This is a genomic window from Streptomyces phaeochromogenes (genome assembly GCF_001418655.1).
GTDB lineage: Bacteria > Actinomycetota > Actinomycetes > Streptomycetales > Streptomycetaceae > Streptomyces > Streptomyces phaeochromogenes.
The window spans coordinates 1-19,716 of record NZ_LIQZ01000379.1 but is presented as its reverse complement, the minus strand read 5'-3'; the positions used below and the strand labels follow the sequence as shown (position 1 = coordinate 19,716).

General features: G+C 69.0%; 20 protein-coding genes. 5 read left to right on the top strand and 15 right to left on the bottom strand.

Annotated elements, in window-relative coordinates:
- Nucleotides 1-69: 69 nt before the first annotated feature.
- Entirely contained in the window at nt 70-1,470 is a 1,401-nt protein-coding gene (locus tag AOK17_RS39095; RefSeq protein WP_055617372.1) for a cytochrome P450, read from the bottom strand.
- Nucleotides 1,471-1,623: 153 nt separating this feature from the next.
- Entirely contained in the window at nt 1,624-2,730 is a 1,107-nt protein-coding gene (locus AOK17_RS39090) for an NAD(P)/FAD-dependent oxidoreductase (RefSeq protein ID WP_055617371.1), read from the bottom strand.
- Between the two features lie 348 nt (nt 2,731-3,078).
- Between AOK17_RS39090 and AOK17_RS39085 the strand changes: the two genes are divergently transcribed.
- On the top strand, nt 3,079-3,894 hold the full coding sequence (locus tag AOK17_RS39085) for an SAM-dependent methyltransferase (RefSeq protein WP_055617370.1): 816 nt from the start codon (nt 3,079-3,081) through the stop codon (nt 3,892-3,894).
- A 105-nt stretch (nt 3,895-3,999) separates the two neighbouring features.
- Here the strand turns inward: AOK17_RS39085 and AOK17_RS39080 are convergent, their stop codons facing one another.
- From AOK17_RS39080 to AOK17_RS39070, 3 genes are all read right to left on the bottom strand, one after another.
- Nucleotides 4,000-4,905 carry a helix-turn-helix domain-containing protein gene (locus tag AOK17_RS39080; RefSeq protein WP_055617369.1) on the bottom strand — a complete coding sequence of 302 codons (906 nt, stop codon included), beginning with the start codon at nt 4,903-4,905 and terminating at the stop codon, nt 4,000-4,002.
- A 169-nt stretch (nt 4,906-5,074) separates the two neighbouring features.
- Nucleotides 5,075-5,830 carry a hypothetical protein gene (locus AOK17_RS39075; RefSeq protein ID WP_055617368.1) on the bottom strand — a complete coding sequence of 252 codons (756 nt, stop codon included), beginning with the start codon at nt 5,828-5,830 and terminating at the stop codon, nt 5,075-5,077.
- A gap of 31 nt (nt 5,831-5,861) precedes the next feature.
- Nucleotides 5,862-8,087, bottom strand: a complete 2,226-nt coding sequence (locus AOK17_RS39070; RefSeq protein ID WP_055617367.1) for a glycoside hydrolase domain-containing protein — start codon at nt 8,085-8,087, stop codon at nt 5,862-5,864.
- A 259-nt stretch (nt 8,088-8,346) separates the two neighbouring features.
- Here AOK17_RS39070 and AOK17_RS52870 point away from each other — a divergent pair, with 259 nt between their 5' ends.
- A complete protein-coding gene (locus AOK17_RS52870) occupies nt 8,347-9,099 on the top strand; it encodes a hypothetical protein (protein WP_245697644.1) in 753 nt (250 codons plus the stop codon).
- Between the two features lie 81 nt (nt 9,100-9,180).
- Here the strand turns inward: AOK17_RS52870 and AOK17_RS39060 are convergent, their stop codons facing one another.
- Nucleotides 9,181-10,911, bottom strand: a complete 1,731-nt coding sequence (locus AOK17_RS39060; protein WP_055617366.1) for a serine/threonine-protein kinase — start codon at nt 10,909-10,911, stop codon at nt 9,181-9,183.
- A 178-nt stretch (nt 10,912-11,089) separates the two neighbouring features.
- Between AOK17_RS39060 and AOK17_RS51420 the strand changes: the two genes are divergently transcribed.
- Nucleotides 11,090-11,227, top strand: coding sequence for a hypothetical protein (locus AOK17_RS51420; protein ID WP_169801986.1), 138 nt, complete (start codon nt 11,090-11,092; stop codon nt 11,225-11,227).
- 144 nt (nt 11,228-11,371) lie between these two features.
- On the opposite strand, the gene AOK17_RS39055 is transcribed toward AOK17_RS51420, so the two are convergent.
- Nucleotides 11,372-11,953, bottom strand: a complete 582-nt coding sequence (locus AOK17_RS39055; RefSeq protein WP_055617365.1) for a snapalysin family zinc-dependent metalloprotease — start codon at nt 11,951-11,953, stop codon at nt 11,372-11,374.
- A gap of 310 nt (nt 11,954-12,263) precedes the next feature.
- Here AOK17_RS39055 and mgrA point away from each other — a divergent pair, with 310 nt between their 5' ends.
- On the top strand, nt 12,264-13,307 hold the full coding sequence (gene mgrA / locus AOK17_RS39050; RefSeq protein WP_055617364.1) for an L-glyceraldehyde 3-phosphate reductase: 1,044 nt from the start codon (nt 12,264-12,266) through the stop codon (nt 13,305-13,307).
- 103 nt (nt 13,308-13,410) lie between these two features.
- Here the strand turns inward: mgrA and ykgO are convergent, their stop codons facing one another.
- The 8 genes from ykgO to AOK17_RS39010 all read right to left on the bottom strand — a co-directional run bounded on the left by ykgO (nt 13,411) and on the right by AOK17_RS39010 (nt 18,702).
- The gene (gene ykgO, locus AOK17_RS39045; protein ID WP_055617363.1) at nt 13,411-13,533 is read right to left on the bottom strand and encodes a type B 50S ribosomal protein L36; all 123 of its coding nucleotides are present in this window, start codon (nt 13,531-13,533) and stop codon (nt 13,411-13,413) included.
- 68 nt (nt 13,534-13,601) lie between these two features.
- On the bottom strand, nt 13,602-13,862 hold the full coding sequence (locus AOK17_RS39040; RefSeq protein ID WP_055617362.1) for a type B 50S ribosomal protein L31: 261 nt from the start codon (nt 13,860-13,862) through the stop codon (nt 13,602-13,604).
- Between the two features lie 153 nt (nt 13,863-14,015).
- Nucleotides 14,016-14,420, bottom strand: a complete 405-nt coding sequence (locus AOK17_RS39035) for a VOC family protein (RefSeq protein WP_055617361.1) — start codon at nt 14,418-14,420, stop codon at nt 14,016-14,018.
- Nucleotides 14,421-14,541: 121 nt separating this feature from the next.
- Entirely contained in the window at nt 14,542-14,856 is a 315-nt protein-coding gene (locus AOK17_RS52865) for a hypothetical protein (protein WP_055617360.1), read from the bottom strand.
- Nucleotides 14,817-15,806, bottom strand: a complete 990-nt coding sequence (locus AOK17_RS39025) for a hypothetical protein (protein ID WP_245697642.1) — start codon at nt 15,804-15,806, stop codon at nt 14,817-14,819. Before AOK17_RS39025 ends, AOK17_RS52865 begins: the two co-directional genes overlap by 40 nt.
- Before the next feature lie 261 nt (nt 15,807-16,067).
- Nucleotides 16,068-16,826, bottom strand: a complete 759-nt coding sequence (locus AOK17_RS39020) for an SDR family NAD(P)-dependent oxidoreductase (RefSeq protein ID WP_055617358.1) — start codon at nt 16,824-16,826, stop codon at nt 16,068-16,070.
- Between the two features lie 166 nt (nt 16,827-16,992).
- Nucleotides 16,993-17,898 (bottom strand): AraC family transcriptional regulator, encoded by a 906-nt coding sequence (locus AOK17_RS39015; protein WP_055617357.1) that lies wholly within the window; start codon nt 17,896-17,898, stop codon nt 16,993-16,995.
- 147 nt (nt 17,899-18,045) lie between these two features.
- Entirely contained in the window at nt 18,046-18,702 is a 657-nt protein-coding gene (locus AOK17_RS39010; RefSeq protein ID WP_055617374.1) for a maleylpyruvate isomerase N-terminal domain-containing protein, read from the bottom strand.
- 75 nt (nt 18,703-18,777) lie between these two features.
- Here AOK17_RS39010 and AOK17_RS39005 point away from each other — a divergent pair, with 75 nt between their 5' ends.
- Entirely contained in the window at nt 18,778-19,320 is a 543-nt protein-coding gene (locus AOK17_RS39005) for an AAA family ATPase (RefSeq protein WP_055617373.1), read from the top strand.
- Nucleotides 19,321-19,716: the final 396 nt, after the last annotated feature.

The window sequence follows — 19,716 nt, the reverse complement described above, 5'->3', positions numbered from 1 at the left end:
GCGGGAGCTGAGGTGAGGCCGGCGCGGGCGTGACGGCCTCACCTCAGCTCCCGCACGCTCATCCCGGCGTCAGCGGCCCGCGCGGATCAGGCTCGTCAGATAGCGCCACAGTGACGAGCGCTGCCGGGCGGACGGATCCGGCAGCGCCGTCTCGGCCGGTTCCGCCGCCGGGTCGTGCGCCGGCGGCTGCTCGGGCACCGCGGCGAGTTCGTACCGTACGGGCAGCGAGCGCAGGCCACGCATGAAGGGCGAGGAGCGCCAAGGGAGTTGGTCGACGGGGAGCGCGAGGTCGAGGCGGGAGAACCGCTCGAACAGGCGGCTCACGCCCACCGCCGCGACCGTGGACGCGAGTTCGCGCGCCGGGCACTGGCGGCGGCCCGCGCCCCAGGACAGGTGCGCCCGGGTGCTGACGGTGCTGCTCTTCGCCGCGCTGTCGGCGAAGAGCGGGTCGGCGTGCGCCGCCGCCGAGGAGACCCAGACCGGGTCGCCCGCGCGGATCGTGTACCTGCCGAGCGGGGTGTCCTTGGCGGCGAAGCGCGGCACGAAGTTCACCAGCGGTGGCTTGCGCATGACCACCCGGTTCATGGTCTCCCTGACCATCCCGGCGGACAGGCTGGCACGCGCGCCGCCGTCTCCCGAGAGGACCTCCACCACCGTGTTGGAGATGAGGATGCCGACGTGGTCGGAGGTCATGCCCAGCAGCATGAACAGCTCACGGGCCAGCTCGTCGAGCGAGAGGTCCGGGTGTGCGGCGAGCAGGTGCGAGGGGAAGTCGTCCCCCGGCGTCTTCAGCTTCATCGCGGCCAGTTCGGCCAGCGTCGCCAACAGGCGCTCCAGGGCCGGCTCCGCGTCCGGCCCTGCGTCCAGGACCCGCCACATGTCCATCAGCGCGTCGTCGCCCTGTGAACCGGGGAAGCCGAGCAGGTGACTTGCCACCATCAGCGGCAGGGGCCGGGAGAACTGGGCGGACAGGTCCGCGAGTCCCGTACCGCCGGCCTGTCCCACCAGGGTGATCAGTTCGTCGGCGTAGGCGGTGACGGCCGTCTTGAGCTTCTTCGCCTGGGGATGGCGCGGGTCCTGGAAGGGACGGAGAGCCGTGTCCCACGCCGTACGCAACTGCGGGTATCCGGGACCGCCCTGGATCAGTACGTGGTTGACCTCGAGGGACGGCCCGAGGGGCCAGTCGGACGGGACGCGGCCCTCCGAGCGGGCCCGCCAGTTCTCCAGGCCCTTGGGCCACCCGTCGTCGTCCTGGAGCACATCGAGTGCCTCCCGGTAGCCGAGGACCAACCAGGCGGGTACGCCCAGGAGATCGACCGGCGCGACCGGGCCGTGACGCTGCCTCAGCCGTTCGTACACCAGTGAGGGGCGTGTCTCGTAGTCCCGGGTGAGCAGCGGTTCGGGAGTCATCGCCTCCAACGGTGTGTCGTCCAGATCCACGGATCCGCCGTCGCCCAACTGGGATTCCATCGTCCTGCCGCCCCTTCCGCACTCCCCGTACCGGCTCGCCTTCAGTCGGTAGTTGGAAACGTGGGGACCTTACCCCAGGGGGCATACCTGGGCGAACGACGGGTGCCACCGGGTGGCGTCGTCGTTCGTCTGCGGGAAGCCGCGCGTCGTGTGTCAGGCCGCGGTGTACCCCAGTTGGCGCCTCATGTAGGGGGTCATCAGGGTCTTCGCCTTGGCCAGGGTGGTGGTTCGGCCGCCGAGTACCGCGGTCTCGCCGCCCAGTACGGGCAGCATGGTCACTCCGTCCGCCTGACCGAACGGCACGATGAGCGGGGTGCGGTGGATGGGCCGGTACGAGCGGGACTGTGTGCGGTGTTTTCCTGAACTGCCCAGGTAGGCACGGATGTTGTGGGCGGCAAGGTCCGCCTGGGCGAGCGCGGCGGGGGTGATCTTGAGCTCACTCGCGTCGTTCACGTCGCCGACCGCGAATACATCCAGTCGGCCCTCGGCCCGGAGCATCCGGTCGACCTTCACATGCCCGCTCGCGTTCAGCCAGTCACCGTGTCCGGCCAGGCGCAGCCAGAGCGTGTTGGGGGTGGTGCCCGTCGCCCAGAAGGAGCGGTCGGCCTCCACCACGTTCCCGCGTGCGTCGCGGTACGTACCGAAGTCGTGGCCCGGGGACATGAACGAGTCGAGCCGCACCTCCACGTCGTGGGACTCCAGCCAGGCATGGGCCTTGCGCCCGGCCCGCTCGCTGCCCGTGGAGTGGAGCAGGGCCGGACCGGAGTGGGCGAGCGTGACCCGGGCGTCCGGCCGGGCCAGGCGGATCTCGGCGCTGAGCTCGACGCCGGAGGGCCCGCCGCCGACGACGAGGACATGATCCGCGGTGGCGACGCTCTGCTGGTGCTCCGCGAACGACTTGGCGGCCTCCTCCGCGGTGGTGCCGGAGAAACGGGCCGGTTCCGGATAGTCGGCGCCGGTGGCGATCACCACCACGTCGTACGGGAGGCGCTCGCCGGTGGCCAGCACCACCTCCCGCTCGGCGGTGTCGATACGGACCGCCTTGCCCACCGCCACCCGGCCGTTGCCGAGCAGCCGGTCGTACGGGATGAACGGGGCCATCGTCCACTCCGGACGCACACCGGCGCGCAGGGAGGCGATGCGGTGGAAAAAAACATCCTTGCGATCGACCAGCGTGACCCGTGCCGTCCCGTCCAGCCGTTTCGCCAGCCGGACGCCCGCATAGCCGCCGCCGATCACCACTACGTCGCCGTCACGCACGCCGAATCTCCTGTGCCTCTGGGGGGGGAGGGCCGCGGCGGGTGGGGCGCCGACATCGACCACTCGACTGTCGGCGAGCGTAACGGTTGAAACCTAAAGGGCTGATGAACTTCTGTGCGCATTCCGTGAAGTGACGGCACGGATGTCGACTTTCGGCCCGCCCGGAGAACACAAACAAGTCATTGCCAGGCGAAGCACGGACAGGTTGGGCCTGCGGATACACATGATCCAAACACGGGGAATAGCGTGGCCCTCCACGACCGGCACTCGGCAGTTTCGCGGTTCCCACATCACGTACACACAACCGTGGACACATACGTACACGCACACGTACACACAGGAGCGTCCATGACTGATGCACGAGAGAACTCCGACCAGGAGGCACTCTCCAAGATCGACACCACCGTGCCGCAATCGGCCCGGATCTGGAACTACTGGCTGGGCGGCAAGGACAATTACGAGGTCGACCGGATAGCCGGTGACGCGTTCCGTGACATCTTCCCGGGGATCGAGACCGGAGCCCGCGCCGCCCGGTACTTCCTGGCCCGCGCGGTCCGTCATCTCGCCGCCGAGGAGGGCATCCGGCAGTTCCTGGACATCGGCACCGGGCTGCCGAATGTGGACAACACCCATCAGATCGCCCAGCGAGTGGCGCCGGAATGCCGGATCGTCTACGTCGACAACGACCCGTTGGTGCTCGCACATGCCCGCGCGCTGCTGGTCAGCAGCTCGGTGGGGGTCACCAACTACGTCGACGCCGATCTGCGCGACCCGAGCACGATCCTGCGGGAAGCGGCCAAGACGCTGGACTTCGACCAGCCGGTCGCCCTCATGCTGATGGGCATCCTCGGCCACATCGAGGACCACGACGAAGCATGTTCGATCGTGCGGCAGTTGGTGGACGGTCTGCCGGCCGGCAGCTTCCTCGTGCAGTACGACAGCACCGACACCAGCGACGCCTATGTCGACGCCATCCGGCAGTACAACGAGGGCGGGTCGATCCCATACATCCTTCGCAGCCCCGAGCAGATCGAGCGCTACTTCGACGGTCTGGAACTGCTCGAACCCGGCGTCGCATCGTGCTCGCGGTGGCGTCCTGACACCGAGGCCTGGGGGCTCCCGGCGGAGGTGCACCAGTACGGAGGCGTCGCCCTCAAGCGCTGAAGTCCGCCGCCCGGCGGCCCACTTGGCGTACGCCGCCGTACCGGCCGCCGGGCGCGACGACCGGCACGCGTTCCATCGGCCATCGCGAGTCCCGATCCACTCGGGTCAGGTCTCCTGAAGGATGCGATGGAGGGTCGTGCACGTCGCGTCCGGCGAATCGGCCTGGACGACCACGCGGTTCATGACACCCCAGTAGTACTCGATCTCGCTCGGCTTGTCGGGATAGACGGCGCTGGCGAGCTGTTCCAGGTACACCATGTCGGGCAGCAGACCGCCGGGCAGCCGCACGATGGTGACCGGACCGCCGGCCGCGGCGTGACCACCGGCGCGGAACGGCACGATCTGTACGGTGACCTGCGGGAGTTGGCAGATCTCGATGAGGTGCTGGAGCTGGGCGCGCATCGTGCCGGTGCCGCCCACCGGGCGACGCAGCGCCGCCTCGTCGATCACGGCCCAGAGCTGAACCGCCTGCTGCCGGTGCAGGATCTGCCGGCGTTGCATGCGCAGGGTGACCCGCCGGTCGATCTCCTCCGCGGAAGCCTCCGGGCAGGTGAGCCGGACGGCGGCGCGAGCGTAATCAGGGATCTGCAGCAGGTCGGGAACGACCTGGGGCTGGAAGCAGCGGATGAGGCTCGCCGCCTGTTCGGCCCCGAGGTAGGCCTGCATCCAGCCGGGCACGACGTCGTTGTACGGCTGCCACCAGCCGGGGGTGTTGGCCTGTTTCGCCAGAGCCAGCAAGGTGGCGCGCTCGGCCTCGTCCGTGACTCCGTAGAGCGTGAGCAGGTCGGACACGTCACGCATCTTGAACCCGTGCCGGCCCCACTCCATTCTGCTGATCTTGGACTGAGAGGCGCGGATGGCCTCGCCGGCCTCCTCGCGGGAGAAGTGCAGTTCCTCCCTCAGTCGACGGAGTCGTGCCCCCAGTACCAGACGTGGCACCGTCGGCCCCGCGGTGCGGGTGTCCGGCTCGGAGTCCGCCTCCGGTGTGTCTACGGCCTCTGTGGCGCCCATGGATGTTCTCCCCGGCGTTGAACTCAACTCCCCGCGCTTACAAGCGCGTTGGCCGTCATTCTAGATGACCGAGTCCACGGGCCCGGCCGTCGGCGCCGCCAGGGGCGTACGGCGGAAGGCCGTGGATCACACGGATCCACGGCCTTCCGCGGGTGCCGGACGTCCGGTGTCAGGCGGTCTCCTTCTGCCGCCGTTCCAGCGCGGTGGCGGCTTTGCGCCGCTTGGCGTCGGCCACGTCCACCTGGGTGCCCGGGCCGGCTCCGGGCTCGTCGGCCCACGTCCGCAGCTTGGCCACGAGGTCCGTCAGCCGCTTGTCGCCGGGCGGTACGTCGATGGAGAACAGCGCCTCGTACGGGCGGTCGTCGTCCCCGCCCCACCGCACGACGCCGTCGCACTCGGCGAGGATGTCGCGGATCACCATGAGCTGGGGCGGGAAGAACCCTCCCCTGGCTCCGGGCGGATAGGAGCCGGGCCGGATCGCGACGGCGGTGCCGGACGCCTGGTTGCCCTCCGCCCGCTTCGGCTTGACCCGGGCCGGTGCGCGCCAGCCGGTCAGGTCTCCCTTGCGGAGTTCGTCGATCTCGTAGTGGAAGCGCCGGACGACGTGCACGAGGACCGTCTCCACGTCCCCGATGCGTACGTCGACGTCGAGGCCGGTGCCCGGTACGGGCCGGGTCCACACCGTGGAGACGTCGTTGGCCTTCTCCTCCAACTCCCAGCCGTTGGGCGATGTCGGTCGCTTCGGGGCGTCGCCGGGCCCGGGTCTCTCGGCGGCCACCGCCCCGGCGGGCAGGGCCAGCACGGAGCCGCCGCCCACCAGGGTGACGGTGCCGAGGACCGCGCTGTGCCTGACGACATCGCGTCGCGTGATGCCTGTCCTGACCGCGCTGCCCGCGCCACCTGTGCTGCCTGCGTTGCCTGTCATGCCAGTTGTCACGCTGTTCGTCCCCTTCACGTCAGCCATTGCGGGAGAGCCGGTAGTACTTCTCCAACACCCGGTACAGACCGACGAGTTCACGGCCGTACTGCAAGGCGGGAAGGTTCGGTTTCCCGTCCTCCGTCACGGGGGGACCGTTGTAGCGGCTGAGGATTCTCTCGGAGTCGGCCTCACTCGTATTCAGCCCCGGTCTCGGCAGGTTGATCTGGTGGGCGTTGAAGATCGTCAGGTAGGCCGCCGACTTGATGTTGTAGATCGGGTCCTCGTTCAGCTGGGTCCACACCGACGGCTTGTCCCTGGGGTCGTCCAGGATCGAGCCGTTGATGATGCCCCCTTCGACGCAGTGGTTCCTCGCGTCGATGGCCACCCAGGCGAAGATCTGGGCCCAGCCGGTGCTGCAGTCGTCGTCCACGCCGGTCTTGACCGCCGTGTCGGCGACGATGTCCAGCGGGTTGAACTTGCGCAGTTCCCACAGCACCGGGGCCTGGATCAGGGCCTTGCGCACCCTGAGCTGCCGGGCCAGCGAGGTGAACAGCCAGTCCGCGGAGAGAACCAGCTCGAACGCCTTGGTGTTGGAGATGCCTCCCAGGGTCGCCCAGTCCGGGTCGGTCCAGCCGTCACCGCCCGTCTCGGGGACGCCGATGGACTCCAGGTACGAGCGCACCTCCTGGAGCATGGCGGCGCGGTACGTCGCGTTGAAGTCGACGTCCAGTCCCGCGGTGTCCGCGCCGGGGTCGAAGCTGCTCTGTCCGACGTCCCGTCCGGAGGCGATGTTCTTGTCGATCTCGATGGTTCCGGCCCCGGTTCCCACGGTGACGGTGGCGATCTGGTCGAACGCCCAGTCCCCCGGCATGGGGAAGCCCAGGTTCCCGGAGAACCCGCTGGACATGTCGGAGACGAAACTCGCGTCGGTGTACCCCGCCTCGCGCACCCTGCGGCACACGTTGCGCGGCCCGTAGATGCCGACCCGGTAGCGGGAGTTCTCCTGCACCGCCCGGAAGACCCCCCTGAAGTGCGGAAGGATGTTGGAGGTCACCTCGTGGTCGAACGCGTCGTAGTCGACGGCGAAGTAGATGCGGGTGCCGTCCTTGAATCCGTGGTACTTGGCCCAGTCGATCGCGTCGAGGCCGTCCCGGGTGCCCTGGCTGTACTTGAAGTAGGCCGCCCCGTCGCTGAAGGTCTGGTAGATCGGAAAGCAGTTCAGGCCGTTGGCCGCGATGGTCTGCAGCTCACCGGGTTTGATCATCTTGTCCCGGCCGTTCGGGACGTTGCACAGATAGCGGCCGACGTACACGTACCCGGCGGACAGCAGGGACTGGGCGCGGGCCGCGGTGATGGTCGTGATGCAGTCGCAGGCGGCGCCGGAGCGGGACTGGTCGCCGTAGGAGATCAGCAGGGATGCCCAGGTGGGGTAGTCGCCGTCGCCGTTCGGGGAGATCCTCACGAAGTCCTGGAACTCGAAGACCGCCGAGGACAGGTCGGCCGTGAAGGTCCCGCCGAACGCGATATGGGGCCGCTGGTTGAGGATCATGGCGGCCGTGAACAGGTTCACCCAGACACCTGTGCTGCCCACCCTGAGGGTGTGCTGTCTGAGACCCGCCTGGGTCGCGGGGCCGAAGGAGCCGTTGGCCACACCGTCGGCCATGCCCAGTTCGTACTGGATGGCGAACAGCATGGACTTGGCGACATCGCGGGAGTGGTGGCCGTCGCAGGGGATGACGAAGAAGTCCTGCCGGTGGATGTAACGCCCGTTGAGCCAGCGCTGGATCGAGCGGATGTCCTCGTCGCCGGGCCTGTCCCCGTACCTGACGAGGACGTACGGGTCCATGTTCAGCAGGCCCTTGAAGACCTTCGGAGTCAGGTCGGAGCCGGGGTAGACACCGTCGACACCCATGTCCTGCTTGAGCTTGGTGATGCCGGCCTGGACGTTCGAGTTGTAGACGCCGTCGATGTCGCCGCCGTCATAGCCCTTGCAGTACATCGCGGACTGGATGATGCGGCAGAAGTTGGCCGACGGCACGGTGTCGCTGTTGAGCCGGGGGAACCTCTGCGTCAGGACGCGCAGGGTGGTGGGACCGAAGCTGTCCGCCACGGGGCTGATGCCCAGCTCCCACTGGAGAGCCCTGGTCAGGGCGTACATGGTGCTCCAGCCCGTACGGCCGTTCTCCTCGACGGTCATGCCGATCTTGTCGCCGTAGGCCTGGTTGACGAATCTCTGGGCGCGCAGGACCAACTCGTCTGCCATGTGGGGGCATTCCTTCGTTGTCGAGGTCCGGATCGAGGTCAGGACAAAGAGGCGAGGCGTGCGGGCGCTGTCATCTCCCGTCCGGGGCAGTTCAAGGCCCGGACGGCGCCCTCAGCTTGGGGGCGGTATACCGAACGCACCACTCGTTTCGGCGGAGCCCGAAACTCTCTTGCTGACTGGCCGTCCCGGCGCGCACTGGTGACTTGCTCTGAGTAGCCGTACTCATGTGCGGTCCGCTGCCCGCGCACACACTGCGAGCATGAGACGACTTTCCAGCGAAAATCATCGTATTCACCGCATACCGCGACCCTCACGCCTCCGCCGCGGAGCGATACCCGCGGCGCTCTGCGCACTCGCCCTCACTCTCACCGCCTGCGGTTCCGAACGAGCGGCAGACAAGGGCCCGAAGGCCGGAACCGACGACCGGGTCGAGGCCGGCTCGACCGCGACCGCCCCCGCCACGGTCTTCCCCACCGACTCCTCGGACCCCGAGTCCTCGGAACCCGACTTCCTGCCGTTCATGGAGCTCCTCCTCTCCATCACCGAACCCTGCTTGAAGTTCGAGCCGACCGAGGAGCCCCCGACGGAACCGCCGGAAGAACCGGATCCCACGGAGCCGCCCCTCACACCCCTGCCCGAACCGTTACCGCCGGACGCGACGCCGCCACCGGTAGAGCCCGTAGACCCTGATGAGGCCAGGAAAGAGGTGGAGTTGAGCCCCGTGGAGAAATGCGATGCCCGCGTCCACTCCCGCCGCATAGCGAAAGCCCTCAAGGGCACGCCCGATCCGACTCCGGGACAGGTCAAGGATGTCCTGCACGGCCTCGGTTACATCGACCTGCGGATCCACGGCCCTCAACGCTCAGGCGAGAGCGTGGAGTTCACCCTCGACCTGCGGCTGCTGGGCGGTGAGCTGTGCCTCTCCGCCAAGGTCACCGGCACGAGGACCGTCACCGATCCGTACGGCGGTTCCAGTGAGGTCGCCTGCCCGGATGTCCGACGGCGGCGCTGAACGACGGCTGCCCCTGCGACCACTGGTACGGCCTCTCCACCACCGATCGCGCGGCGCGTACGACGGGATGATGGTCCGGGATCAGCCGTCGGCGGCCATCACCTTGGTCACCTTGCCGTGGGTGTCGGCCTCCAGATAGCCGCTCTTGTTGTAGTCGTTGCTGAGGTACACAGCCATACCGGCGGGGGTGTCGAATACGTCGTTCGGCTGCCTGACCACCAGGTATCGGCTCGTGGGGCTTTCGACCTTCAGCTTCTTCCGAGCCTCGGCGATCAGCGCGGGGACCGCGTCCCAATCGAACGCGTCGAGGCTCAACGCCTGCTTTCCGCCCGCCAGCGAACCCTTGATGATTCCCTTTTTCAAACCCTCTTCGACGCGGTAGGTGTACATGTCGTACTGGGTCCGGCTCCCCTTGACCATGACGTAAGCGTTGATGTACCCGGGATACACCGTGAAATCGCCGAACTGGTCGCTGCCCGTCTCCTTCTTGAACGCCTTGATCGCGGTGCGGATGCCGTCGGGCGTCAGCAGATCGGTCGTGCTTCCCTTCTCCGTCTGCTTGGGCGTGGGTGTCGAGGCGTCGGCGGACGATTCGGTCGTCGACGTGCTGCTGGACGACGGTGTCGCTTTCGCCCCGCTCCCCGTGCCCCCGGAGGACGAGGAGTCGGCCTTCTCCCCGTCCGGTACCAGGACCCACACGAGGACTCCGACGAGCGCTGTCGCCGCGGCGGACAGGACGACCCTGGACCAGCGCCTTTGCCCGGACGGGCGGCGGGCGGGCGTCGGCGCACCGGCGGGTGCTCCCGGGTACGACGTGGGAGGGGTGGGCAGCCGGGGAACGGCGTCCTGCGGTGTCGGGTACCCGGTCGGTGGACCGGGCTCGCCCGCGCCGGAAGGAAACGGCGGGGCGGTCGGCGGAGGAGTCAGCCGGTAGGAGGTGGTCTCCGATCCGCCCGGAGCCGCGGCCGGTACGCCCTCGGCCACGGAAGCCAGCATCCGGTCAAGGGTCTCGGCATCCGGGCGCGCAGCCGGATCCCGCACCAGCACACGCATCAGTACGTCCGCCAGAGGCCCGGCCTGCACCGGTGGCGGGACCTCCTCGTAGAGGACAGCCGCGAGGGTGGCCAGCGTCGTGCCCCGGCGCAGGGGATGCCGGCCCTCGACGGCGGCATACAACATCATCGCCAACGACCAGAGGTCCGATGCCGCTCCGCCGTCGTTGCCCGAGACTCGCTCGGGCGCCATGTAGTCGGCCGTGCCGATGATGGACCCGGTGGCGGTGAGGGCCGTCGATTCGCGGATCGCCGCGATCCCGAAGTCCGTGAGTACGGGGCGGCCGTCGGGGCGAAGGAGCACGTTGGCGGGCTTGACGTCCCGGTGCTGGATGCCCGCGTCGTGCGCGGCGCGCAGTGCGGCCAGCACCTCGCGTCCGAGCCGGGCCGTCTCGGCCGGGTCCATGGGTCCACGGCCCAGGCGGTCGGCCAGCGATCCGCCGCCGACCAGCTCCATGACGATCCATGGATAGGTGCCCTCGCCGCCGTCGACGATGTGATGGATCGTCACGACATTCGGGTGGTCGATCCTGGCCAGCGCCCTGGCCTCTCGGAGCACCCGCTCCCGCAGCATCCGCGCGCCGTCCGGGTCGTACTCGGCCAGCCCCGCGTCCGGTGGCCGCACCTCTTTGACGGCCACGTTCCGGTGCAGCACGAGGTCCGTGGCCCGCCAGACCGTTCCCATCCCACCGCCGCCGAGGCGCGACTCCAGCCGGAACCGTCCGTCGATGACGCGTCTGTCGCTGTCCCCCTCGCTCATGCGCGGGAGCTTAGAGGACTCGTCCGACAGTGCCCGCCCCGGGCGGGCAGTAGGCGGCACCGGCAGGTGCTGATCCTGTGAGCAGGGCCCGTCAGGCGCTTACTTCCCGATGACGGGGTATACAGGGCGTGCAGGCATCCGCTGTACCGGCCTCGCCCTAGGAGGAGTTGTGCCCGGGATGATCGAAAAGATCAAACGGTTCGCCAGGAGCCCCCAGGGGCGGCGCACCATCGAACAGGTACGCCGTGCCTCCGCCGATCCGCGACGGCGGGCCCAGGCCAAGGGGTTCCTGAGCAAGCTGCGCCGGCGGGGCTGACGCCGGAGAGGCCGAAAGGGTCGGAGAGGTCGCTCGGACCAGTCGCCGCGTGCCGGTGTGAGTGTGGGTGCGGGGGTGAGTGTGAGCGTGGGCGGACGCCGCAATGTCCCGGCCTCCGCCCACACCCGCGCACGGCACCGTGCGTCAGTCCACGATCATGACACCGCTCCGCGCTGCTCCTCCCGTCCCGGCCAGCGCGCTGCTGAAGTTGTCCTCGACCTCCGCCTTCTCCACCGTGTTCGGGTAGGGGTTCGTGCACGCGGTTCCCGCGGTGGAGCCGGACATCAGGCTTGAGCACGGGCCGGGCTTGCGGTCCGGCAGGCCGAGGATGTGGCCCAGTTCGTGGGACGAGATGCGGATCGTGTTGTAGCCCTGGTCCACGGCCTGGCGTCCGATGTAGACGGTTCCGTTGCCCAGCGTGGTGGGCAGGGCCCGGGGCCAGCCGTTGTCCGCCAGGACCCGGATGTTGGCGCGCTGCCCGGCCGCGACCGGGCGCAGTTCGACGGCGTCGACACTCTCGTTCCAGATCGCCGCACCGCGGTCGACGGCGGACTTGAACTCCGCGGAACCGCTCGCGTCGTACGTGAAGACACGGGCGGCGACGGCGCTGTCCGCGACCTCGGAAGGAGCGGTCGTGGACGGTGCGGCCACGGCCTGGCCGCCCATCAGCGAAAAGGTCACCGTCAGGACGGCAGCGAGTCCGATCGTCGGCTTACGGACGTGCATGGTCGACCTCCTTGTGGGGGAAAGGTAGTCGTGCTCATGACATTCGATGGCTCCCTGCCCAACGAGGCCGGACGCCAATCCGTCAATCCGGCCCCGGAGTAACGCCCCTCGCGATTCAGAAACGGCACCGCTGAATCCCATGGCGGGGAGCTGTTGGACTTCGGGATCAGGCAGGGGCAGTGTGGGCAGGCGGATCCCCGCGACCCCGACGAGTCCGATGTACCTGATAGGCCCGACGGGTCCGATGAGCCCAATGGGTCCAACGAGCCCAATGGGTCCGTCCCGTACCGCACCACCCGGAGATCACTCGATGAGTCACGTCACGAATCCTGACCGCTACGACGGCACCATGCGCTACCGGCGCACCGGGCGTTCGGGGCTCGACCTGCCCGTCCTGTCCCTGGGCTACTGGCACAACTTCGGGGACGACCGGTCCTTCGAGAGCCAGCGCGCGATCGCTCTGCGCGCCTTCGACCTCGGCATCACCCACCACGACCTCGCGAACAACTACGGTCCGCCGTACGGCGCCGCGGAGACCAACTTCGGGCGGCTGATGAAGCAGGATCTCGCGCCGTACCGGGACGAGCTGGTGATCTCCACCAAGGCCGGCTGGGACATGTGGCCCGGCCCCTACGGCCAGGGCGGCGGCTCCCGCAAGTACATGCTCGCCTCGCTCGACCAGTCGCTGCGTCGCACGGGGCTGGAGTACGTGGACATCTTCTACTCCCACCGGCTCGACGCCGACACTCCCCTGGAAGAAACGATGGGGGCGCTCGACACCGCCGTCCGCCAGGGCAAGGCCCTGTACGTCGGCATCTCCTCCTACGACGCCGAGCGCAGCCGCGAGGCCGCCTCCATCCTCCGGGACCTGGGCACGCCCCTCCTCATTCACCAGCCGTCGTACAGCATGCTCAACCGCTGGGTCGAGACCGACGGTCTGCTCGACACCGCGGAGCAGGAGGGCTTCGGGGTCATCGGCTTCACGGCCCTCGCCCAGGGACTGCTGACCGGGCGTTACCTCGACGGGGTCCCGCAGGACTCGCGAGCGGCGCAGGGAACCTCGTTCGACACCACGTGGCTGTCGGACGACATGCTGCGCAGGCTGCGCGCCCTCAACGACATCGCGGCCCGGCGCGGTCAGAGCCTGGCACAGATGGCCCTCGCCTGGGCCCTGCGGGACGAGCGTGTCACCTCGCTCGTCATCGGCGCTTCGCGCCCCGAGCAGCTGGAACAGAACGTCGCCGCACTGGAGAACCCCGACTTCAGCAGCGAGGAACTGGCCGAGATCGACAAGTACGCCATCGACGGCGGCGTCGACCTGTGGCGGGACGCCCGCCTGGGCAACCTGGGATGACCGCTGCTCCCGCGCACAGCAGGCCGGGCCCGGCTTCCTCTCCGGAAGCCGGGCCCGGCGGCCCACACGCTGTACGCGCCCTACACGCGATGCGCGCTGTACGTCAGCCCTGGCGGGCCTTGAAGCGCGGGTTCTTCTTGTTGATCACGAACACCGTGCCCCGTCGGCGCACGACCTGCGCCCCGGGCATCGACTTCAGTGAGCGCAACGACTTGCGCACCTTCATGGCTCTGCTCTCCTCCTGCTCGGATGCCGACGCCCCTTCTGCCCGGATGCCGGCCGCGCAACATGGCGTCATCGGGTCAGCGACGCCGCCCGTCCGTAACGCCGCTCGAACCGCTCCACGCGGCCCGCGCTGTCCATGACCCGCGAGGTCCCCGTGTAGAACGGGTGGCTGGCCGACGAGACCTCCACGTCGATCACCGGGTAGGTGTTGCCGTCCTCCCACTCGATCGTCCTCGTCGAGTCCGCGGTCGAACGGGTGAGGAACGCGACGTCCGCGGCGCGGTCCCGGTAGACGACCGGGCGGGAAACGGGGTGAATGCCGACTCGCATGGGCTTTCCTTCCTCACAGCCGTCCACCGAGAGGCGACGGCGCCCCACGCCTCCTCTGCTTGACGGAGGCATGTCATTCTGTGTCGTACAACAGGGGACCCCGCCGTGGTATTCCCGGCAGAAACCTGGGGGGGGAACCCCTGAGCCCTCGGTCTAGTCGTCGAGTTCCGTGAAGAGCGTCAGCTGAAGATCAGCCGGTGCGTCGAGCCGGGAGTTCAGCGAGTTCCAGGGGGTACGTGTCGGCTCGGCGATCACCTGGGCCCCGGCGGCGGCCAGCTTCGACGTGGCGGCGACGGAGTCGTCGACCTCGAAGGCGACCCGAATGTGGCCGGCCACGCGCCGGCCGACCTCGACCTCGTCGATGAAGGCGGCGTGGTTGGGATCGGCGATCTCCAGGGTGGCGCGGCCGGCATCGAGGATGGTGACCCGTCCGTCGGCGGAGGCGAACGCACCTTGCTCGGCCAGACCGAGGACATCGCGGTAGAAGTGCAGCGCCGCGTCGTAATCGGCCGCCGTGACCACCAGGCGGAGTCCGCGGACAGCGGGTTCATCGGACATGTCGGCTCCTTGAGGATCTCGGCTACTGACTCCCCAACCCGGTGATCGGCCGGACGATTCCCTGCCACCGCCCGCTGTCAGTCGCTCACTGCGGTCAGTGCAGTGAGTGCGGTGAGTGCGGTCAGCCGCATCGGCCCGTCGGGCGGGTGCGGGTCACCACGTCGGTGACGCCGGTCGTCGCGTCCAGCCACACCACCTGGCTGCCCGCCACCGCCGCGGCCGACGACTGCTCGCCGCGGTTGCAGGAGACGCGGCCCTTGCGCGTGCCGGGGTCCTCGGGTGAGCCGCCCGCCGCGAACTGGTAGAGCTTGGGAACCGACTCGTTGCGGATCTCGGTGTCGGGGAGGTAGGTGCCGACCGTCACCGCGTCCTCGGACACCGTCACGTCGTATGCGTTCAGGGCCTCGGGCCCGGTCTGCGGGCTGAGGTCCACCACGCCGGAACCGTCGAGCGCGGCGCGGCGCAGGGCCGTCCTGCCCTCGACCGTGCCCTCGTCGAGAAGCCAGAAGACGTACGAGCCGTTGATGGCCGTCGGGCCGAGGCTCGTGCTGCTCGGAGCCGTCTGGATCTCCTTCTTCTCGCCGGTCGCGACATCGACGACGACCTCGGCGCGGTGCCCGCCGCCGGCTTCCCGGCCGCCGGGCCGGGTCCGCCGAACGTCTTGATACCGCTGTACTGGAGGACCGGATATCCGGCGCGGGCGTCGATGTAGACCTCGCGCTGTACGGGTTCACCGCTCGCCGGGTCGGTGCCGCGCACGGTGACCCGCTGGGTGAGGACGCCCGCCCCGGTGGGCAGGACGACGAGCCCACGGGCGGTACCGGTGAGCGGGGACTCGTCCTCGTCGCCCTCATGCGGCGGCTTCGCGGCGAAGTGCTTTTCGCTGAGTTCGGCGAGGACGGCGTCGACGGCTCGCTCGACGGCGAGTTCCTCGCCGACCTCGGGCGTCGTGCCGGTGCGCAGTTCGGTGAAGTACTTGCCCGAGGTGCCGGTGACGACCCGCTCCCCGTCCTTCTTCTCCATGCGGACGACGTACTGGCCACCCAGGACGGGCACGCCCCGGTGCCTCTGCTGGAGCCGGACCGTCTCCCGGCCGCCCGCGGCGGTGGTCCCGGCGGGTACGAGATCGCGCTGGGCGTCCGCGATGCGGTACCGGCTCCGCTTGTCGTCCAGGTAGGTGCGGGCCGCGCCCGCCGCGCTGCCGGTCGACGGCGCCTGCTCCCGGATGTCCCGTACGAGCGCCGGTGTCCGCGTCTCCTGACCCGGTATCACCTCTCCCGGGCTCGGCGGTTGCGGTGCCCCCGCTGTCGCCGCGTCGGCAGGAACCGCCGAGACGACGAGTGCGGCGACCCCGAACAGCGCCGCCGCACCTGAAAACCCGCTCAACCCCACTCTGGAACCGCTTCCGCGGTGTCTGACCCTTCTGGAGTGCTGCACGCTCCCCAACCCCCTAGCCAGCCATGCCGGTGGCCGAGCGCCGCCCGGCAAAGGGCCATCGAAGTCGCGATACGCCACCCCATCAATGGGGCAGGAGTGTCCACAGGTGACTTCCGGCCGGTGGTCGACGCGGGGTGCCGAGGGACGTCAGCGGGAGGACCGACCCGTGAACTCCGGCCAGTGCTCCAGTGTGCCTTCGCCACTGGAGCACTAGAGGTTGTAGCCGCCGGACACCTCGATGTTCTGCGCGGTGATCCAGCCGCTCTCCTCGGCGAGCAGGGAGGCGATCACCGGGCCGATGTCGTCGGATTCGCCGACCCTGCCGAGTGCCGTCTTCGCCGCGAGGGCCGGGATCACCTCGGGGAACCGCTCGAAGGCGTCGTCGGAGATCCGAGTGCGGGTGGAACCCGGTGCGACCGCGTTGACACGGATGCCCCGCACGCTGAACTCCTTGGCCATGTAGCGGGTCAGGACGATCAGGCCGCCCTTCATCGACGCGTACGCCGAGTAGCCGGGCTCCAGACCTGACGTCATCGCGGAGTTGCTGGTCGTGTTGACGACCGCCCCGCCGTCGGCCATCAACGGCAGCAGCGTCTGGGTCAGGAAGTACGGGCCCTTGAGCAGGACCCGCATGAAGCGGTCGAAGAGTTCCTCGGTGGTGTCCTCGAACATCGCCATCTGTCCGAAGCCGGCGTTGTTGACGAGGTAGTCGAAGCTGTCGCGCCCCCAGGTGTCGCGCAGCGCGTCCACCACCGACGTGCGGAAGGCCGGGAAGCTCCCGCTCTCACCGACGTCCAGCGGCAGCGCGACAGCCGTACCGCCTTCCTTCTCGATCGCCGCCACGGTGTCCAGGCCCCCTTGCCGGTTGCCGCTGAAGGTCAGAATCACTCCGACCCCCCGCTTCGCGATCTGTACTGCCGCGCTCCGGCCAATACCGGAACTGGCACCGGTGACAATGGCGACCTTCATGACGTGCCTCCTGCACATGAGTGGATATTCTTTTCCCCACTGGAGATTCCGACAGGGAATCCATTGGGGAAATCCGACTCATTCATGGAAGCACTTCGAAACGGGAAGAAAGAAGAACAATTCTCCCGCCTCCTTGCACAATCCTCTTGTGTTGGGATGCGGCCTGTCAGGGCAGGGCGGTCGCGGGAGTACGCACGGAGCGGCGCAGGCCGGCGGCGTCCCGGCTCGGCGGTGCGCCGAACTGGCGGCGGTACTCCCGGCTGAACTGTGACGGGTTGTCGTAGCCGACGCGCTGGCCGACCCCGGTGATGTCGTTGGGGTGGGTGGCCAGCAGCAGTCGGGCCTCCTGCAGCCGGATCTGCTTCTGGAACTGGATCGGGCTCATCGCGGTCACCGTCTGGAAGTTGCGGTAGAACGCGGAGACGCTCATGCCGGACAGCTGCGCCACGTCCTCGACCCTGAACGGCTGCGCGTAGTGCTCGCGGATCCATCGCACCGCCCGCGCGATATGGCTGAGGCTGCTGTCGGCGAGGCCCAACTGGCGCACGATGCCGCCCTGTTCGCCGGTGATCAGGCGCCACAGGATCTCGCGTTTGACCAGCGGCGCGAGCACCGCCCGGTCGCGTGGCTCGTCGAGCAGGCGCAAGAGCCTGACCACGGCGTCGAGCAGCGCATCGGGAGCGTCACTGACAGCGATGCCCGGCGGGGCGCTGCCGCCCGAGTGGGGGATGTCTCCCGCCCCCGCCTGCAACAGCAGCTCGGCGACGGCGGACGGCTCCAGCGTCAGCCCGAACCCCAGCGCCGGGTGCTCCGGAGTGGCCTCGGTGAAGTGACCGGTGACCGGCAGGTCCACCGAGGTCACGAGGTACTGCCCGGCGCCGTACTCGTACACCCGCTCCCCCAGCGCGAGGCGTTTCGCGCCCTGGGCGATGACCGCCAGCACCGTGCCGGACATCGACAGATACGGCGGATCCGAGCGGTCGACCTTCGAGATCAGTACACCGTCGATGGCGGTGGTCCAGTCCGGCCGCGCGTGCCGGACGAGCAGGGCGCGGAGCTCGTCGAGGTACATACCTCAATTGCAGCACACGACCGGTCCTCTTGCTCCCAGGTGGAAGAGGATTGTGCAAGCAATCGCGAGGATCGCACTATCGTTTTCGCGGGTCACGACGATCGAATGGAATTGATGAATGGAATTAACGGATCTCATGGAACACGATCAGCCGAGGACGAGCGGGAGTTTCGCGGCCAGTTCGCCCAGTCCGGTGGTCTCCGCGTCGGTCGGGGCACGCCGTCCGGTGCCGACGAGCAGTGCGTCCTTGTCGGTGAACGACGCGGGGAACGCGGACCCGGCGATCTTCTCCAGCATCCCGCGGGACCGGGCGAGCCCCTCCGCGGGCGGTTCCGCCGCGTCCTGGAGCTGTGCGACCAGGTCGAGGTGGTGCAGCGTCCACTCAAGGACGTACGCGGAAAGGTAGTCGCCCGCGGTGAGGACCTGGTCGCGGGTGCCCACCCGCAGGCTCGGGTCGGCGAGTTCGGCGGCGCGGCCGGCGGCGGAACCGACGTCGTCCAGGTGGAACTTGAGCAGCCATGGCTCCCCGTAGGCGGCGGCCAGCCGGACGGTCAACGCGTCGAGGGGGTCGTCGCCGGTCGGCGGCGTCTCGGTGATGTCCCAGTAGGTCAGCGCGTCGCGGGTCGGTTCCCCTTCGGCGGGGGTCACGAGGGTGATCAGGACGTCCTGGGCATCGATGACCAGGTGGCACACCAGGTCCCGCACGAGCCAGCCGGTACAGCCGGACGGCCGGGCGAAGTCCTCGTCCGACAGTTCGGCGACCGCCGCGCGCAACGCCGTCCAGGAACGTGAGAAGAGATCCACCCCGGCAAGGTAGTGGGGTGCCGCGACGACGGACAAGCACATTCCGACGAGGGCGATATCGATACGGTGATCCCGATGACGACGGACTCCTCCCCCACACAACTGGTCGTGCTGCGCGGCAACAGCGCGAGCGGCAAGAGTTCGGTGGCCGCGGGCTTGCGCGAGCGATATGGGCGGGGTCTCGCCCTGGTGAGCCAGGACACCCTCCGCCGCGATGTGCTGCGCGAGCGCGACATCCCCGGCGGCGCGAACATCGGCCTGATCGAACTGACCGTCCGGCACGCCCTGGAACACGGCTTCCACACCGTGCTGGAAGGCATTCTGTACGTCGCGCACTACGGCGAGATGCTGGCCCGGCTCCTGGCCGACCACCCGAACCGCACCCACTGCTTCTACCTGGACGTCCCCTTCGAGGAGACCCTCGCCCGGCACGCCACCAAACCGATCGCCCACACGGTCGGCGAGAGCGAACTGCGCGACTGGTACCGGCCGTTGGACCTCCTGCCGGGCGGCATCGAGACCGTGATTCCCGCAGGCAGCTCGCTCACCGAAACCGTGGATCAGGTCATGCACCGCTCCGGCCTGGCCGCAGTGGCGAGAGCCCAGGGCACGTCCTGAGCGCCCGGGCGGATCGCCGGGCGGTTGCGCTCCTGGCGGGGCGCGCGCCGATCCCGGCGCGCCCTTGAGTGCCCCAACTCACAAGGGGCCCGGCCTCCCTTACGGAACAAGCGGGGACGGCCGGCCGTTCATCCATATGTGGCTGCGGAGGGGACAGTGTCCCCGGGCCTCACCTCAAGCCCATGGGGACGATCGTTCGGCTGAAGCCCCATGGAGCACCCCGCCGAGAGGCGACCGCCCTCCGCACGCCACGGCTACGGCCCCGGCTGGTCTCCCCCGTCCAGTCGGGGCTTTCCGCTGCCTGCGTGCGGGGCGCCCGTCGCACGGGGGTGACGCGGCGACTCCACCAGCTCTGGGCCTCCGACGGCTCTGTCCACGGCCGCTGGCGGCCGAGCG

Excerpts from the sequence above, each read along its gene's own strand:
- mgrA (WP_055617364.1), top strand. The coding sequence starts at position 12,264 with ATGAGTCACGTCACGAATCCTGACCGCTACGACGGCACCATGCGCTAC.
- AOK17_RS39095 (WP_055617372.1), bottom strand. The coding sequence starts at position 1,470 with ATGGAATCCCAGTTGGGCGACGGCGGATCCGTGGATCTGGACGACACA.
- AOK17_RS39005 (WP_055617373.1), top strand. The coding sequence starts at position 18,778 with ATGACGACGGACTCCTCCCCCACACAACTGGTCGTGCTGCGCGGCAAC.
- AOK17_RS39015 (WP_055617357.1), bottom strand. The coding sequence starts at position 17,898 with ATGTACCTCGACGAGCTCCGCGCCCTGCTCGTCCGGCACGCGCGGCCG.
- ykgO (WP_055617363.1), bottom strand. The coding sequence starts at position 13,533 with ATGAAGGTGCGCAAGTCGTTGCGCTCACTGAAGTCGATGCCCGGGGCG.
- AOK17_RS52870 (WP_245697644.1), top strand. The coding sequence starts at position 8,347 with ATGAGACGACTTTCCAGCGAAAATCATCGTATTCACCGCATACCGCGA.
- AOK17_RS39060 (WP_055617366.1), bottom strand. The coding sequence starts at position 10,911 with ATGAGCGAGGGGGACAGCGACAGACGCGTCATCGACGGACGGTTCCGG.
- AOK17_RS39055 (WP_055617365.1), bottom strand. The coding sequence starts at position 11,953 with ATGCACGTCCGTAAGCCGACGATCGGACTCGCTGCCGTCCTGACGGTG.
- AOK17_RS51420 (WP_169801986.1), top strand. The coding sequence starts at position 11,090 with ATGATCGAAAAGATCAAACGGTTCGCCAGGAGCCCCCAGGGGCGGCGC.
- AOK17_RS39075 (WP_055617368.1), bottom strand. The coding sequence starts at position 5,830 with ATGACAGGCAACGCAGGCAGCACAGGTGGCGCGGGCAGCGCGGTCAGG.
- AOK17_RS39080 (WP_055617369.1), bottom strand. The coding sequence starts at position 4,905 with ATGGGCGCCACAGAGGCCGTAGACACACCGGAGGCGGACTCCGAGCCG.
- AOK17_RS39085 (WP_055617370.1), top strand. The coding sequence starts at position 3,079 with ATGACTGATGCACGAGAGAACTCCGACCAGGAGGCACTCTCCAAGATC.
- AOK17_RS39020 (WP_055617358.1), bottom strand. The coding sequence starts at position 16,826 with ATGAAGGTCGCCATTGTCACCGGTGCCAGTTCCGGTATTGGCCGGAGC.
- AOK17_RS39035 (WP_055617361.1), bottom strand. The coding sequence starts at position 14,420 with ATGTCCGATGAACCCGCTGTCCGCGGACTCCGCCTGGTGGTCACGGCG.
- AOK17_RS39040 (WP_055617362.1), bottom strand. The coding sequence starts at position 13,862 with ATGCGAGTCGGCATTCACCCCGTTTCCCGCCCGGTCGTCTACCGGGAC.
- AOK17_RS39070 (WP_055617367.1), bottom strand. The coding sequence starts at position 8,087 with ATGGCAGACGAGTTGGTCCTGCGCGCCCAGAGATTCGTCAACCAGGCC.